The sequence below is a fragment of the Shewanella mangrovi genome (assembly GCF_000753795.1).
In the GTDB taxonomy this organism is placed as follows: domain Bacteria; phylum Pseudomonadota; class Gammaproteobacteria; order Enterobacterales; family Shewanellaceae; genus Shewanella; species Shewanella mangrovi.
Genome location: NZ_JPEO01000004.1, coordinates 35,162 through 51,689 on the forward strand (window position 1 = coordinate 35,162; position 16,528 = coordinate 51,689).

At 49.4% G+C, this 16,528-nt stretch carries 13 protein-coding genes; 9 read left to right on the top strand and 4 right to left on the bottom strand.

Going from position 1 to position 16,528, the window contains the following annotated elements:
- Positions 1-18: 18 nt before the first annotated feature.
- Positions 19-2,442 (top strand): glycoside hydrolase family 127 protein, encoded by a 2,424-nt coding sequence (locus HR45_RS07620; protein WP_037441559.1) that lies wholly within the window; start codon positions 19-21, stop codon positions 2,440-2,442.
- A gap of 75 nt (positions 2,443-2,517) precedes the next feature.
- Positions 2,518-3,750 carry a M24 family metallopeptidase gene (locus HR45_RS07625; RefSeq protein WP_037441560.1) on the top strand — a complete coding sequence of 411 codons (1,233 nt, stop codon included), beginning with the start codon at positions 2,518-2,520 and terminating at the stop codon, positions 3,748-3,750.
- 89 nt (positions 3,751-3,839) lie between these two features.
- On the opposite strand, the gene HR45_RS07630 is transcribed toward HR45_RS07625, so the two are convergent.
- Positions 3,840-5,474 carry a tannase/feruloyl esterase family alpha/beta hydrolase gene (locus HR45_RS07630; RefSeq protein ID WP_052074590.1) on the bottom strand — a complete coding sequence of 545 codons (1,635 nt, stop codon included), beginning with the start codon at positions 5,472-5,474 and terminating at the stop codon, positions 3,840-3,842.
- A 152-nt stretch (positions 5,475-5,626) separates the two neighbouring features.
- Here HR45_RS07630 and HR45_RS07635 point away from each other — a divergent pair, with 152 nt between their 5' ends.
- From HR45_RS07635 to guaD, 3 genes are all read left to right on the top strand, one after another.
- The gene (locus HR45_RS07635; RefSeq protein ID WP_037441562.1) at positions 5,627-6,499 is read left to right on the top strand and encodes a LysR family transcriptional regulator; all 873 of its coding nucleotides are present in this window, start codon (positions 5,627-5,629) and stop codon (positions 6,497-6,499) included.
- Between the two features lie 230 nt (positions 6,500-6,729).
- Positions 6,730-7,671, top strand: a complete 942-nt coding sequence (locus tag HR45_RS07640) for a Kelch repeat-containing protein (protein ID WP_037441565.1) — start codon at positions 6,730-6,732, stop codon at positions 7,669-7,671.
- Positions 7,672-7,977: 306 nt separating this feature from the next.
- Positions 7,978-9,324, top strand: a complete 1,347-nt coding sequence (gene guaD / locus HR45_RS07645) for a guanine deaminase (protein WP_037441567.1) — start codon at positions 7,978-7,980, stop codon at positions 9,322-9,324.
- 27 nt (positions 9,325-9,351) lie between these two features.
- Here guaD and HR45_RS07650 read toward each other — a convergent pair whose 3' ends face one another.
- Positions 9,352-10,335, bottom strand: coding sequence for a diguanylate cyclase domain-containing protein (locus tag HR45_RS07650; protein WP_037441569.1), 984 nt, complete (start codon positions 10,333-10,335; stop codon positions 9,352-9,354).
- 698 nt (positions 10,336-11,033) lie between these two features.
- Here HR45_RS07650 and HR45_RS07655 point away from each other — a divergent pair.
- From HR45_RS07655 to HR45_RS07670, 4 genes are all read left to right on the top strand, one after another.
- Entirely contained in the window at positions 11,034-11,579 is a 546-nt protein-coding gene (locus HR45_RS07655) for a hypothetical protein (RefSeq protein ID WP_156104036.1), read from the top strand.
- A gap of 125 nt (positions 11,580-11,704) precedes the next feature.
- Positions 11,705-12,268, top strand: a complete 564-nt coding sequence (locus HR45_RS07660) for a sigma-70 family RNA polymerase sigma factor (protein WP_206537891.1) — start codon at positions 11,705-11,707, stop codon at positions 12,266-12,268.
- Positions 12,269-12,270: 2 nt separating this feature from the next.
- Positions 12,271-12,459, top strand: coding sequence for an anti-sigma factor family protein (locus HR45_RS07665; RefSeq protein ID WP_206537892.1), 189 nt, complete (start codon positions 12,271-12,273; stop codon positions 12,457-12,459).
- Between the two features lie 343 nt (positions 12,460-12,802).
- Positions 12,803-15,058, top strand: a complete 2,256-nt coding sequence (locus HR45_RS07670) for an immune inhibitor A domain-containing protein (protein WP_156104037.1) — start codon at positions 12,803-12,805, stop codon at positions 15,056-15,058.
- A 149-nt stretch (positions 15,059-15,207) separates the two neighbouring features.
- Here HR45_RS07670 and HR45_RS07675 read toward each other — a convergent pair whose 3' ends face one another.
- Together HR45_RS07675 and HR45_RS07680 are read right to left on the bottom strand one after the other, a co-directional pair.
- Entirely contained in the window at positions 15,208-15,768 is a 561-nt protein-coding gene (locus HR45_RS07675; RefSeq protein WP_037441579.1) for a DJ-1/PfpI family protein, read from the bottom strand.
- Between the two features lie 117 nt (positions 15,769-15,885).
- Complete coding sequence (locus HR45_RS07680) at positions 15,886-16,521, bottom strand: HvfX family Cu-binding RiPP maturation protein (RefSeq protein ID WP_037441581.1); 636 nt, start codon at positions 16,519-16,521, stop codon at positions 15,886-15,888.
- Between the last annotated feature and the right edge of the window lie 7 nt (positions 16,522-16,528).

Here is a 16,528-nt window from a genome sequence, read left to right on the forward strand (position 1 = left end):
CCGCTGCAGGAGCTTTACATGTGTCAGCTGTGTTTTTCTCGTCAGCGTCGCCAATTACTTAAGGGCGGAGCCGCCGTTGCTGCAGCCGCGAGTTTACCGCTGACGGCTTGCAGTCAGTCGCCAGTTGCGAGCACTGCAACGACCCCTAAAATCCCGCTGAAACCTTTGCCAAATACGGCACTGCCTGTGCCGCTAGCAGCGGTACGCTTGCTCGATTCTGACTTCAAACGTGCGGTCGATGCCAACCATCGTTATCTGCTTGAGCTTGAGCCGGATCGGTTGCTGCATAACTTCCGCTTATTTGCCGGACTCACACCTAAAGGCGAGGTCTACGGCGGCTGGGAAGGCGACACCATTGCCGGACATTCGCTCGGCCATTACATGTCAGCGCTGGCACTGCTGTATGCGCAAACCGGTGAGCCACAAGCCAAACAAAGATTGCAGTACATCGTCAGTGAACTGACTGAGGTGCAGCAAGCACAGGGTGATGGTTATGTTGCGGGATTTACCCGCAAACGCAAGGACGGCAGCATAGTTGATGGTAAGGAAATATTTGCTGAAATCCGCGCCGGCGATATTCGCTCGGCGGGGTTCGATCTCAACGGTTGCTGGGTGCCGCTGTACAACTGGCACAAGTTGTATGCTGGGCTGTTTGATGCTGAGCAGTATTGCGGCATTAAGGCGGCGCTGCCGATTGCGCTTAAGCTTGGTGAATATATTGAGGCGGTGTTTGCGCCGTTAACTGAAGCGCAACTGCAGCGCGTGCTGGATTGCGAACACGGCGGCATCAATGAAAGTTTTGCCGAGCTGTACGCCCGCACCAAGGACGAGCGTTGGCTCAAGCTGGCGCTGCGGCTGCACCACCATAAAGTGCTCGATCCATTGGCGGCCAAAACTGATCAACTGGCCAATCATCATGCCAATACCCAAATCCCCAAGATTATCGGCTTAGCGCGCATTCATGAGCTGACCGGCGCCAGCACACCGGCGACGGCGGCGAATTTCTTTTGGCAAACGGTCACGCAGCATCACTCCTACGTGATTGGCGGCAATGCCGACCGCGAGTATTTTTCGGCGCCGGATACCATCGCCAACCATATTACTGAGCAAACCTGCGAAGCCTGCAACAGCTATAACATGCTCAAGCTGACGCGCCATCTTTATAGCTGGCAAGTGGACGGGCGCTATTTTGATTTCTACGAGCGGGCGCATCTGAATCATATTTTGGCGCAGATTGACCCAGCAAATGGCATGGTGACCTATATGACGCCGCTGATGTCGGGCGCGGTGCGTGAATATTCCACCCCGTTTGATTCGTTCTGGTGTTGCGTCGGCTCTGGCATGGAAAGCCACGCCAAACATGGCGATTCTATCTGGTGGCAGCAGGATGACACGCTGCTGGTGAACCTGTTTATTGCATCGACGGTTAATGTCAGTGGCAAAGGCAAACTGCGGCTGGATACGCAATATCCCTACGCCGGCAAAGTGGCTGTTACCGTTGAACAGGCTGAGCGTGCATTTACGCTGGCTCTGCGGATTCCAGCGTGGGTGGGCGATGCTTGGCAACTAAGCGTGAATGGCAAACAGGTCACCCAAGCCAATGTCGATCGCGGTTATGTTGCCGTTAGTCGGCGTTGGCAAGCGGGTGATCTGGTTGAATTGACGCTACCTATGCAACTGCGCTTCGAAACCGCCGCGGGCAGCGACAAGCTGGTGGCCTTGCTGCGTGGGCCAATGGTGCTGGCGGCCGATCTCGGCGGTGAACACGAAGATTATGGCGGCACCGCGCCCGCGCTGGTGGGCAGTGATTTAGACAGTAAATTCGAGACGATTGATGCCAGCAAAGCGGCGTTTATCAGTCAAGGCATTGGTCGACCGCACGATATGACCTTTGTGCCGTTTTATGCCCAGCATCATCGCCGCAGCGCGGTCTATTTTGAGCGCTTCAGCGATGCCGGGTGGGCTGATGCCGAAGTGGCTTATGCTGCCGAGCAAGCGCGTTTGCAGGATCTGGCCAATCGTTCGGTGGATGTTATGCATCTCGGTGAAATGCAGCCGGAGCGCAATCATCAGTTGGAATCTGAGATCAGCTATCCGGTGGTATATCGCGGCCGTGCTGGGCGGGATGCGCGCAGCGGCGGTTTCTTCTCGTTCACTATGCAAGCGGCCGATGGGCCGTTAAAACTACAAGCCAGTTATTGGGGTGAGGAGCGCCAGCGCGAGTTCTACATTCTGGTAGAAGGCGAACGCATCGCCAGCCAAACGCTTAACTTTGACCAGCCGGGCCAATTCTTCGATGTGGTGTACGACATCCCTGAGCGGTTAACCCGTGGCAAAGCCCAGATTAATGTGCGCTTTGAGCCGAAAGCAGGCAACAGCGCCGGGCCGGTGTTTGGCGTACTGCTATTTAAACCGAAAACGCGGCAACCACTGATTATTTAAACCCAGAATGAATCACGCTGCAGCACAATTGCTGTAAGCCAATTAATAACCACAGATTTTGACAACGAGACAAGCATGAGCATCGACAATATTACTCGGAACACCAAAGGCATCGGCGGCAGTACGCCGGAGCAAGCGTTAGCCTGCTTAAGCGATATGACCGCAGGCGCGGCCAAGATTGAACTGGCCGATTACCAAGCCCGTATTGCCAAGGCGCAGGCGTATCTGCGTGCCAACGACATCGCCGCCTTGTATATCAACTCAGGCACTAACTTGAGCTATTTTACTGGCATCAACTGGGGCGTAAGCGAACGCTTGATGGGCGCAGTATTGCTGGCCAGTGGTGAGGTTTACTATCTGGCGCCCGCGTTTGAAATCGACACCATCAAGCAACGTTTGCTAGTGGACGGAGAAATCCTCGGTTGGCATGAACATGAAAGTCCGTATGCATTGCTGATTGATTCGCTAAATAAACGTGGCATCAGCAGCGGCAAATTGGCGTTGGATGAATCGACCCAATTTTTTATGGTCGATGGCATTCAACAACAGGCGGGCGAACTGAGTATCATCAACGGCTTTAACGTCACAGCCCATTGTCGCATGCACAAAGAAGCGAAAGAGATTGCGCTGATCAAGCAAGCGATGCAGATGACGCTGGAAGTGCACAAAGCCGCTGCCAGCATTTTGCATGAAGGCATTACCACCGCCGAAGTGGAAGAATTTATCGAGCAAGCGCACCGCAAAGTGGGCGCCAGCGGTTCGTACTTCTGCATTGTGCTGTTTGGTAAAGCGACGTCTTATCCGCACGGTGTGGAGTATGTGCAAACCCTCAAAGCGGGCGATATGGTGCTGATTGATACTGGCTGTAAGCTCAAAGGCTATCACTCTGATATTACTCGCAGTTATGTATTTGGCGATGCAACCGAGAAACAACAGCAGATTTGGCTGGCGGAGAAAAACGCCCAGCTCGCGGCCTTTGCTGCTGCCAAACTTGGTGAGCCTTGTGGCAGTGTCGATGACGCTGCGCGTGCTTCACTGCAAGCGGATGGTTTGGGGCCAGATTATGATTTGCCGGGGTTACCGCATCGCACCGGTCACGGCTTGGGGATGGATATTCACGAAGCGCCTTACTTGGTGCGTGGCAATCAAATTCCGCTGGAAACTGGCATGGTGTTCTCTAACGAGCCGATGATTGTGGTGCCAGAGGAATTTGGTGTGCGCTTAGAAGATCACTTCTACATGGGCGAAACTGGGCCGGAGTGGTTTACCGAACCGAGCCACAGCATAGATAACCCATTTGGTGATTAATGCCAGTGAGTGGAAATTGGGACAATAAAAAAGCCAGCAAAAATGCTGGCTTTTTTCTATTTATAACAAACAATTAGATGCAGTTTTGATTATTTACAGGTGTAAGAATCAAATGCGTTTACATCGCCGCTGCCGTTGTATTGGGCAGTTTGTGGGTAAGCACAGATTGGCATTGATTTACCTGGGAAGGCTTTACCTTGGGCTTTCAATGCGCTTGGGGCGTCATCTTTTTCTACCCAATTTTGGATGGCAGTCAGTGGATCGAAGTCATCCAACGCTGGACCGCCGCCACAGTGGTTCATGCCTGGCACCATAAACAAACGCGCCCAATCCTTATCGCTGGTTTTGGCGGTGTTTTGTTGTGCTTTAAGATACCAATCGCGAATATCGTCGGCAGAGAACACTGGGTCTGACAAACCTTGGAAGATAATCATTTTGCCACCTTTAGCTACATAGCTATTAAGGTAGGTAGATGTAGCATCGTTGATGGCACCGGTTTCGTTGGTCAGCGGTGTGTCAGTATCAAAGTTGAACGTCATTGGATTGAAATCAGGGTTCGCAGGTGTCAGAAAGTAAAACGCCATGGAACCTGCGCCTAAGTGGGTGTTCAGCGCATTTGGTTTCGCTGGGTCTTGAGAGGTACCTAGCTTCCATGCTCGCCAGCCCGGAGCGTTCACACCAGTATCATACGGCCAGCTGTTGTAGAGTTTGTTGCCTTGGCTATCTACGGCGCCACTGAACACTTTTTGCAGCACATCAACTTTGTTGTCTGCTAAGCATTGGCCATCTTTTTTGCTACAACGCAGGGTGTCAGGCGTAAAGTGACAGGCCATGTAGTTAGCGACGATGCCGTCTTTGACGCCATCTAAGCTATCGCATTGCTGCAAAATAGCGTTGCTAACCAAGTCTAAATCTTGTTGAGTCAGCGCATTGGCCAGTACCTTATTTGGCGCGATGCTCATCAATGATTGGGTGTCCCATGCTTCTGCTACTGCGGCGCGGCTTAAGTGGAAACCTGGGTTACCGGCAACTACGCCGTTGAACTCTAGCGGATAGCGTTGCGCCGCCATCATCGCTTCACGGCCACCGTTCGAGCAACCCATAAAGTAGGAGTGTGCTGGCTCGGCGTTGTAGTACGTGCTGATAATCGCTTTGGTGGCGTGGGTAACTTTACCGAGCGCAGCATAGGCATAATCAATACGCGCTTGTTGGTCGAGGCCGAAGGTTGGGTCTGGACTATCGTGGCCACCGTTCATGGAAGCGACCGCATAACCGCGTGCCAAGGCTGGCAGGGCGGTTGAACCTGCGCTAGGAATGGTGCCAAGTGCGTTAGCAAGGAAGCCGTCAGTACCGCCACCACCTTGGAACATAAAACGTTTGCTCCATTTGGTTGGCAGACGCACTTCAAATTGGGTGCGGTAGGTTTTGCCATCGGCACCAGTACGTTTTTCAATTTCACCGCGTACTACGCAGTGCTCTGGCAGTTTAAAGGTAGTATCGCTACTGCCAGTGAACATGCGGAATGGGTCTTTGCTGGAATCACCCGGCGCCACCATGTGGGCTTCGGTGATATGGCCATTTTGAATGGCCACTTGGGTCAGCTGCTCACAACTTGTGGCAACATCATCGTTAGCAAACGCTTGGCTGCTGAAACCAAACATTGCCAGCAAACTCAAGGCGGTTAAGCCTTTGAAATTGACTGGGGTAGGGGAATATTTACGCATAAGTCGCTCGCATCTCGGTAAATTTGGCGTTAGGTTACCATTAGTAAATTGAATCAAATAATCAAAATATTAGCGTAATCCATCTAAATGTTAGATAGTGTGGCTGGGCTGTAATCATTGGTGTGGCAGAAAGTATAGGTGCTAAAAATCCCGTGTATAAAACAACGTTAGAGCAATGGTTAGCATTTAAGACTGTATTTGAATTAGGTGGCTTCACGGCGGCGGCAGAGCAGTTGAATCGCAGCCAATCTACCGTGAGCTATTCAATTGCCAAGCTGCAAAAACAGCTCGGCGTTAAGCTGATCAAAATGGACGGCAAACGCTGTGAATTGACCGATATCGGCCAAAAACTGCTGAACGATGTGGTGCCACTTCTGCAGCAGTTTGAGAACGTTGAGCAAAAGGCCAATTTTTTGAGCCAAGGGATTGAGGCCAATATTCATCTATCGCTGGAGAGCATTTTCCCAAAAGATGTGTTGTTCCAAGCCATTGCTCGGTTTTCAGAGCTTTATCCGGCGACCCAAGTGCATATTCATGAACGGATGCGGTTGCAGCCCAGTGACGACAGCGCTTGCGATATCGCGATTTCCGTATCTGAGGCGGGCTTGCTGCCGGGGCCGAAACTGTTAGAGGTTAAGCTGATCAGCGTGGCGCAGGCGCAACATCCCATATTTACCGAGCACAGCGAGCCAATCGCCAATGAAGCTTTGCTGCAATATAAACAGATCTACTATCAGCGCGTGGGACAAGAGATGGCCTTGATGGCCAATATCAATCAGCAGCAGTGGGCAGTGAATTCGGTGGAATCAGCCATTGCCGCGATTAAGGCCAAAATCTGTTACGGCAGTTTGCCAGCGCACAGTGTGGCGCCGTTTTTAGCCAATGGTGAGCTGCGCGAGATCAACCAGCAAAAGCCGGTTGATTACAGTATTCCGTTGTATTTATTGGTCAAAAATCGCCGTTCTGCTGGGCCTGCCACCCAATATCTTGCAGATTGCTTATTAAAAGCATGCGCTGTTATTTAGTCGCCTAGGTACGCTAATTGTGTGCCGTGTTCGGCAGCCAGTTAGGCACAGGATTGCAGCGAAAAAATGAAGCGTGCTTTACGTAACACATTGGTAACAAAATAGATATTTACAAAGTTTACTACCAAAAAAGTGTCAAATGAAGCATGCTTAACCAAGCGATCACTTCGCTGTTTCGCAATTTAACAGCACATGGAATTTGTCTCGTTGGAGAATAAGGGAATATGACAATGAAGAAACTCGCCTTTTCACTCTGTGCGCTCATGCTTGGGGCATGCAGCAACATCTCTACCAGCCAACTTAACCTTAATTTGCCGCGTAATGCGCCCGCTGCGGTGACGGTTGATAATCAGGTGTACGTTATCGGTGGTCAGAATTCGCAAGGGCCGCGTGATGTGATTGAAAAAATCGACCTGCAGCAAAATAGCGTCAGCGAGTTAAGTACCAAGTTGATGCCGCGGACGTATGGCTCAGCGGTCAGCGATGGTCAGGGTCATATCTATGTATTGGGCGGGACAACCCGTTTTCGCTTACAAGGTCACGTGACCAATCCGACCGTTGAAGTCTTTGATACTGAGAGTGGCGAAGTATTATATGGCCGCGATTTGCCGCATCCACGCCGTTCCACGGCAGCGGTGCGTGTAGGCAATAAAATTTACGTGATTGGTGGTTCAACAGTGGTGGAAAAACCTCTGTTCAGAATCGCGGCTAGTGCCAAAGTCGATATTTTGGATTTGGATACCCAAACTTGGTCGCAAGGGGCTGATATGCCACAAGCTGCGGAAACCAAGGCGGTGGTTTATCAAGGTAAGATCTATATCGTGGGTGGCGAAAACTTTGTGAATCCACTGCCCATGTTTGCTTGTTACGATCCCCAAACCGATAAGTGGCAACGCCTCGAAAGTTTACCTTTTGGCATCAGCTATGAGTCCGCTATTGTAGTGGGCGATAAGCTATTGACCTTTGGTAATGAGCGTAAGCTGGAATTGGTCATGCAATACGATTTCAATACCCAGAAATGGCAGCAACTCAAGAACATTCCGTTCCGCCCGTCGCGTAACCAAGGCATTACGCAAGTCGGTGATAAGGTGGTGATTGTTGGCGGTAGTATTTCAGGCAAAGATGCCCTTGATGATATTCAGGTGCTACCTGCCACTCTGTTGAACCGCTAAGCTAAAACACGCTTGTTAGCGTAGCAGCCAAGCCTTGGGGCTTGGCTGTTTTGTTTTATTCGCATGCACTAGATTGGTTCGTCTTGTTGCTGTTTGCACTAATGTGTATCAGCGCGTTGTGGTGTCCCCACGCGAAATACCCACAAAAATAACCAGTTAACTATTGGCATAAATATCGCTATGATACTGCCGCTTTTTATGGTTTTCGGTTGTTATACAAACATCGATTAACAAGGGCTTAGCGCTTTGATGTGAGGCTGCTAAGTCAAAAACCATTGGTATTTTAATATTCAATGGAGTCTTGTTATGTCGATCCCGTCGATAGAGCCAGCTGTCGCCAGTGCTCACCCTTTTGCTAAAAATCACGCCATTCGTGGTAGTTTTCTGCACTTTATTGCCAATCCTGCAGCAGTGGAAACGCCAGCGCAAAGCTATCAATATTTTGCCGATGGTTTACTGGTGATTGAGCATGGTCTCATTGTGGAGTTGCGAGATTATCACGCTGATGATGCAAGCAAGTATCCGCACTTAGAAGATCGTTCCGGTCAGCTCATTATGCCGGGCTTTGTCGATACCCATATTCATTATGCGCAGACCGAGATGATTGCCGCGTACGGTGAGCAGTTATTGGAGTGGCTCGATACTTATACCTTTCCTACCGAGCAACAGTTTGCCGATAAAACCTACGCCAGCAAGATTGCCAAGTTTGTGATTAACGAGCTACTGAAAAACGGCACCACCTCGGCCTTGGTGTTTGGCACCGTGCATTCGCAGTCGGTTGATGCGATTTTTGAGCAAGCAGAAGAAAGGCACATGCGGTTGATTGCGGGCAAGGTAATGATGGACCGCAATGCGCCGGATTACCTGCTCGATACCCCACAATCTGGCTATGCTGAAAGCAAAGCCTTAATTGAAAAATGGCATAACCGTGGTCGTTTGCAATACGCCATTACCCCAAGGTTTGCGCCGACTTCGACGGCGGAGCAGCTTACCTTAGCAGGGCAGCTACATGCGGAATACCCAGATACCTATGTGCAAACCCATGTATCAGAAAATAAAAATGAAATTGAGTGGGCTAAATCGTTATTTCCCGAATGCGATGGCTACTTTGATATTTATCAGCGCTTTGGATTGAGCGGCCCTAAGTCAATTTTCTCCCATGCGATTCATTTAACAGATGAGGAGTGGCAAGCCTTTAGTGACACCGATTCTGTCATCGCATTTTGTCCTAGCTCCAATATGTTTCTCGGCAGCGGCTTGTTCCCACTGGCCCGTGCTCATTGCGATAAGGTCCGCGTCGGTTTAGGCACAGATGTTGGGGCTGGCACTAGCTTTTCACCGCTGCAAACCTTGTGCGATGCCTACAAAGTGATGCAGCTACAGGGACAAAAGTTGTCCGCCTTAGATGGCTTTTATCTGGTGACACTGGGAGGTGCGATAGCGCTTAGCCTAGACGATAAAATTGGTTCGTTGGCGATCGGTAGCGAAGCGGATTTAGTGGTGCTCGATTGGGCGGCAACCGATGTGCAACGGCTGAGAATGCAAAACGCTAAGGGGCTGGAAGATAGTTTATTTGCGCTGATGATGCTGGGGGATGAGCGCAACGTGGCGGCAACTTATGTGGCGGGCCGCTGCGTTTACCGCGCTGACTAGCGCCAATGTGCAGTCTTAATATTGAGGTTACGCATTTTCTGATGCGGTGTTAAGACTGTCCACTGTGGCATAGGCGACGCCATTCTTACCGTTTTTCTTCACCCGGTACATGGCGTTATCTGCCAGTTGATAAAGAGCGTTGAAATCGTTGCAGGGAATAGCGAATTCGCAGACACCTATGCTAAAGCCGATTTTGGCTGTGCCATTGTCCAGCTTGATGGCTTGTTCAGCGCGTTTAAGCAATGTTTGCGTGAAGCCGCTGACGGTGTTGCTATCACAACAACAGCTAAGCATAACGAACTCGTCACCGCCCATGCGGGCAATCTGTGTGTTAGCGGGGGCGAGTTCGTTAAGCCATTCCGCAACTAGCATCAACACCTTGTCGCCTGCCTGATGACCCAATTGGTCATTGACCGACTTAAAATTATCTAAATCGATAAAGATCAACACCGCCCGTTGTTTCACCTGAGTTTGGTTGAGTTGATCAAATTCCTGCTCCAACTTAGCCCGGTTTAATACGCCAGTGAGTGGATCGGTACTGGCCAGTTTTGCCAGTGCCAGTTCGTAGCGTTTTTCTTGGGTGATATCGATATGCGTGCCCATGACACGCAAAGGTGTGCCATCCTCGGTAAACTCTACCACCCGACCACGATCAGCGACCCAACTATGGCTACCATTTTTGTGAAGCATGCGATGCACTGCTTGGTAAGAACTGGTTTTGCCGGCCAGATGATCTTCAAAAGCACCAACAACTTCGGCGTAATCGTCAGGATGCAGTTTGCTTTTCCAGATATCGAAATGGGCTTCCAGTTCTTGTGAATTGAACCCGAGCATTTTGCCCCATTCCATGTTGAATATGGTGAGTTGCCCGCTGGGCAGATGATGTTCCCACAAACATAAGCCTGTGCCGTCCAAGGCTGCGTTGAGCTTTTCCTGCAGCCGCGCATTTTCACGTTTCAGGCGTGCGTTTTCTTGCTCTAGCTGCTGTAGTTTTTTCAGGTTCTCATTCATAACAGTGTGGGTTATTTATGGGCTGATAAAAACAATGAGCAAACTATACCCTAGCTGTCGCAATAAAACACCGCTAAGCAGCAATACAACTCGTGTTGCTAGGATTTGCCCGTAGCAGTCCTGTTTGTGGTTGTTGCAATAATTGTAGTGCCTAGTGTCGCGGCTTGTGAGGTGGAAGCCTCATTATTACAAGGCTGCTGGCAGTGATGGCAACTTGTCCGTCTAGCACAACACCACAGGCACAGACGCCATACGGCCTGTTTCGATTCTGCATCTAAACAGCAGATATCAGCCGCACACACTTCACCTGCTAACATCAATTGCGCTAGCTTGGCTTCGCTGATCGCTAGGTTAATTGTTCTCGCCATTATGATTCTCCCAACCGAGAAGAGTTACTCCATAATATAGATTAATGAGAATTATTATCAATTGAGGCTTAGCGTTTTTGCTGCCTTGATGTGGTCGGTGTGTTTCAGGGGGGATAACGGCTGTTGTTCGTGGCTAACGCCAAGGCACCTCTGTGTCAGCACTTTGATTAAATCGGTTTAACCTCGGTAACTAGCACGTCGTTTAACGCTATGATGAGTCATCCGTCATGCTGATGTTGCTTAACAACCGTTAGATTTAAAGCATACTTTTACTGCATGGGTGACTAGATTTTTGGACGCGTATGAATGTTGCTGCGCAAGGAGACTAAGTTGAACACCATCACCAAATTAGTTTGTTCGGTCATTGGCTTATGGATATTGAGCTGCTCGCCACTCAAGGCACAACCGTTGCAGTTGCAAGCCGCAGATGTGATTGCGATGACGCAACAACTTGAACAACGACCGCTAGCGCAAGAGGCCGATGGTTTACGCCAACAACTGTTTGACTGGACGAGAGAAAGTGACGCGGTAATGATTAATGTCTGCGACATTCTTGGCCCAATACCGAGTCGAGAACACCTGCCATATGCCAACGAACTATTGGTGCAGTCATTTTTTGGCAATGCTGCTTTTCAGTTGCAGCATCCGAACAGCAAAAACGATCAATTTAAGACACAGTTAGCCGGTGTCAGCAGTATGTTGCGAGCTTACGCCAATATCATCAAACAGGATAAACAGGCGCATATTCCAGAATATGATCACTGGTTGCAATTGCTGCAGTCTGGCAAGCTTGCTGCTGAACTACGCCCAGAGATTGCCCAAAAATGTATGAAGCAGGATGACACGCAGTCAAATCAGTTTGCTTTTAACGATTAGTGGTCATGTCGGTGATTGAATCGCAATTTAACGTTTTCATGGCATTATGTGTGTAAGAATTTTGTTCTTCAACGCGACTAACGGTTGCTAGCGCGTCAAAGATTGCCACTAAGGTGACTAACACTGTGTCAGACCAAATCGACCAAGCGGAGATCGCTGAGCTGCGCCAGCAGATGCTCAAATTCGCCATGTTGCAGTTGCGGGATGAACAATTAGCAGAAGACGCCGTACAGGAAGCCCTACTCGGCGCGCTGAAAAATATTGAGCATTTCCAACAACGTGCGCAAGTGAAAACCTGGGTGTTTGGCATTCTCAAACACAAAATTGTGGATGTGCTGCGGGCGCAAAAGCGACAACTTAACCTTAGTGAGTTAGCTGAGCCCAACACGATGGAACAGCTGATGTTCGATCGCAGAGAGCATTGGCAGAGTGGAGAAGCGCCGCAAGCGTGGCATTGTCCTGCGGCATCGGCATTATCAGCAGACTTCTGGCAGGTGTTTGAGACGTGTTTAACGCATTTGCCTGAGGCACAAGCACGACTGTTTATGATGCGTGAATTTGTTGAGTTAGAAGCTGATGAGATTTGTCAGCTACATAATATTAGCCACAGTAATCTGTACGTCATGTTATATAGAGCGCGCATTCGTCTGCGCGAATGCTTAACCAACAAATGGTTTCAGGAGGTGTAACTATGATCATCACCTGCAAAAGAGCAACCGAACTACTGTCGCAACAGTTAGAACGACCATTACATTTTGGCGAAAAGGTATCGTTGAAATGCCATCTGCTGGTCTGCCGCGGTTGCACTAATTTTGGTTCACAGATATCTGTTCTCAGAGAGCTGTCGCGCGAGTACCAGCGACAACAAGGTAAAGATTAGTCTGTCGGCCAGTGCTTCATTCACTGGCTTGACGGTTTTGTTGCGCGTAAATGTGCGTATCCCCTCCGCTTGGTTGTAATCCTTTTAAATGCCCTTCATGAAAACCTTATATAGATTAAAAGGTTAAAAATTAGTTAATAAATAGTTTAATTTTGGTGTCGCAAATTGTTGGCGTCTTCGTCTAGTCTTATCAGGTCTTGGTAAAGCAGTAGGACATTTATTTGCCGTGCTGAATGTGTCGAAATGGCGTCAGTTACGGCGGGAGAAGTAATTATGTGAAGTGTTAATTAGGGATTTATTTATGCCAATTCAAAGGAAATTAATTATTAGCTCGGCAAGCCTCATGCTTGCCAGTTTGGTCTCGCTGCCAACGTTACTGCATGCAGCACCTGTTGATACACAAGTAAAGCAGGCAAAACACAAAGATGACTTGCCTAATCCTCTAGAACAGCAACGGCGGCAGTTGCGTCAACAGGCACTCACTGAACAGCTGTCTAAAAAACAGAAAGCCAAAAAAATACACCAAGTCGCCAAAGGACAATTTGTTGAACTAGCCCGCGAGGGCGAAGATCGCATCTGGACTGTAATTGCAGAATTTGGTGACGCTCAGTCTCCTTACGGTGTGCTGCAGAGTGAACAGCCAGGCCCATTGCATAATCAAATTTCCGAGCCGGACCGTAGCGTAAACAATACCACTATTTGGAAGCCCGATTTTAGTCAGGCGCATTTTCAAGACTTGCTCTTTTCTGAAGCGCCGGGTGCTATCTCGATGCGCAATTTTTATATCGAGCTCTCCTCTAATCGTTACACCGTTAATGGCGATGTGACCGACTGGGTGCAAGTCCCCTACAGAGCCGCGCATTATGGTCGTGATTATTGTGGCAGCACCGTTTGCCAGACTACTTGGTTGTTTGTGCAAGATAGTGTAAATGCTTGGTACCAAAGCCAACTTGATGCTGGAAAATCGGCCGCCGAGATAGAAGAGTATCTTAGTCAGTTTGATGTGTGGGATCGTTACGATTACGACGGCGATGGCAATTTTAACGAGCCCGATGGATATATCGACCATTTCCAAGTCGTTCACGCGGGCGAGGGACAAGAAACGGGCGGTGGCGAATTGGGGAGTGATGCCATTTGGAGTCATCGCTGGTATGTGCAGCTGACGCCAATCTACGCTGGAGGTCCAGTGCTGGATAACGGCACGCAAGTGCCTTATGGCGGTGTGCAAATTGGTGCATCTAAATACTGGATTGGTGATTACACCATTGAACCTGAAAATGGTGCCGTTGGGGTGTTTGCCCATGAGTTCGCCCATGATCTAGGCTTACCGGATCTATACGACACCGCCGGTGGACAAAACTCGACTGCATTTTGGACGCTGATGTCATCAGGCTCCTATGGAAATAGTGGTAAGCCAGAAGATGGTATCGGCACCGAGCCAACCCATATGGGCGCTTGGGAAAAGCTGCAGCTTGGCTGGTTAAACTATGAGGTGGCTGCGTCTGGCGCGAAATCTGAACATAAGCTCGGACCAGCAACCGCCAATACTAAGCAGGCGCAAGCGCTAATTGTGTTGTTGCCTAATAAGCAAGTGGAGTCGACCATCGGAACGCCATTTGCTGGGGATTATTTCTGGTACAGCGGTCAGGGCAATATGTTGGATAACGCCATGGTTAAGGCATTTAGCCTGCCTGCTGATGCGACCTTATCTGCTCAAGTCAAATTCAGTATCGAATTGGATTGGGACTATGCCTACCTCATAGTTTCTACTGATGGTGGCGTGAGCTGGCAACCGGTGCTGACCAACTTTTCTACCAGTTATAACCCGAATGGCAATAACTTGGGTAATGGCATCACTGGTAGCAGCAACGGTACCTGGATGACGTTAACGGCGGATCTATCCGCTTACGCTGGCGATGTGTTACTAGGGTTCCGTTATGTCACCGATGAGGCGGTAGCGGAATCTGGTTTGCAGGTTGATGATATTCAGATTACTGATATTGCCCTTGAAGATGCCGAGGCGGCACAAGGCTGGGCATATAGCGGCTTTGAATTGACCTCAGGAAGTTCTTATAGCGAGTTCTTTAATGCTTATATTGCAGAGTATCGTAACTATCGCGGCTTCGATGCCAGTTTGAGAGATGGTCCGTACAACTTTGGCTTTACGGATAATCCTGAGCTTTATGATTGGGTAGAGCATTTTTCTTATCAGGATGGTCTGCTTATCAGCTATTGGGATACTTCAGCGGACGACAACAATACCAGCGAGCATCCAGGCTCAGGCCTCATTTTGCCGATTGATGCTCATCCGGACGTCATGTATCGTGCCGATGGAGGTCCCTGGAGCTTACGCGTGCAGACCTTTGACTCTACCTTTGGGCTAGAAGATACCGATGCACTGGAACTGCATTATAGAAGTCAGCCATCTTGGCATCCTAGCTTACCAGCGAGCTCTATCTTTGATGATATGCAGCAGTATTGGAACCCTGAGTTACCTGCAGCGGGGGTGATAAATCCTAATACCGGCACAGTGATCCGCGTGAAAAGCATCAGTGCCCAGGGTGAATTTATGCAGGTAGGAGTATCGACCTCTAAATAACGTTGCTTGCTCAGCAGCGAGTAATGTTTGTCACAGGCATTATTCACGCTAAATAAAAATCCGGTGAGGTAGGCTCACCGGATTTTTTGTGTCTAACGTGACCGCTGTTAGTGCATCAGCAATGGTATCTTGTGAGATTTAGCTGCGGGTTAGCCCAGCAACTTATTAAACTGTGCTAACCACTCAGGGTGTGCAGGCCAGGCTGGCGCAGTAACAAATTGGCCATCGGTGATGGCATCAGTTACTTTGATATCGGCATAGTCGGCACCCGCCAATTGTACTTCTGGTGCACATGCTGGATAGGCTGAAATTGAACGGCCACGGATCACGTTGGCTGCAGCGAGCAACTGTGCGCCATGGCATACGGCGGCAATGGGTTTTTGTTGTTCTGCAAATGCTTTAACGAGGGCGATAACTTTGCTGTTAAGACGCAGATATTCTGGTGCACGTCCGCCAGGGATCAGTAGTCCATCAAAATCTTTGGCGGTCACTTGGGTAAAGTCAGCATTTAAACTGAACAGGTGTCCCGGTTTCTCGGTGTAGGTTTGGTCACCTTCGAAATCGTGAATAGCGGTTTTTATGGTGTCTCCCTGACCTTTGTCTGGGCAAACTACGCTAACACTGTGCCCCACCATCTGCAGCGCCTGAAATGGCACCATCAGTTCATAATCTTCGACAAAATCACCAGCGATAATCAATACGTTAGCCATGAAAATGCTCCTTATAACTGACACGGAACAGTCACTGTTCCAAAAGAGATATCGATTACAGGTTACTCCTCAAGTTGGCGAATAAACACTCTACTATTGGCTAGATGAGCGGCTAGTTTACAGTGTCGCTGGTACTACACGTTCGTGATGCCGATGCGATAATTTGCTGAGCCAGTAATCGATACTGATAAAGCGTCCGGCACCTAAATAAAAGAGTGCCAACAACATCACAAAATAGCTGGCGGCAAACTCAATCCCATTTTTCAATATGGTGAAACTTCCCGCTTCGGTGAGCCAGTCATAATGGCCGTGTTGCTGTAGTAGTGAAATCGCGGTTTGCTTGCGTTCACTGGCTGCATCGATGAGATCGCCACGCCATTCCCATGGCATGGTAAGTTGGGTCTCTGGTAATACATGCCAGCCGTTGTCCCAGTGTGCAGTCACGGCGGCTACCACCATGGTAATCATTAGTGGCAGAGCGAAGATTCTGACCCCAAGCCCCAGCAGTAATCCTATGCCACCAACAAATTCGGCAGTGCCTGCCAACAGCGCCATCAATTCAGGGAACGGTAGCCCAAGGTATTCACCAAAATAATAAGCCGTACTTTCGAGGTCGCTGAGCTTATGCCAACCCGCCAGAATAAAGATGGGCGCAAGGTAAAAACGCAGCAACAGAGGGGCGAGAAAATCGAGCTTTTGGGCAGTAGCAAGCCCGCGCTGATAGCGATAATCAGCGAAATTTAACGGATTCATGATGTGC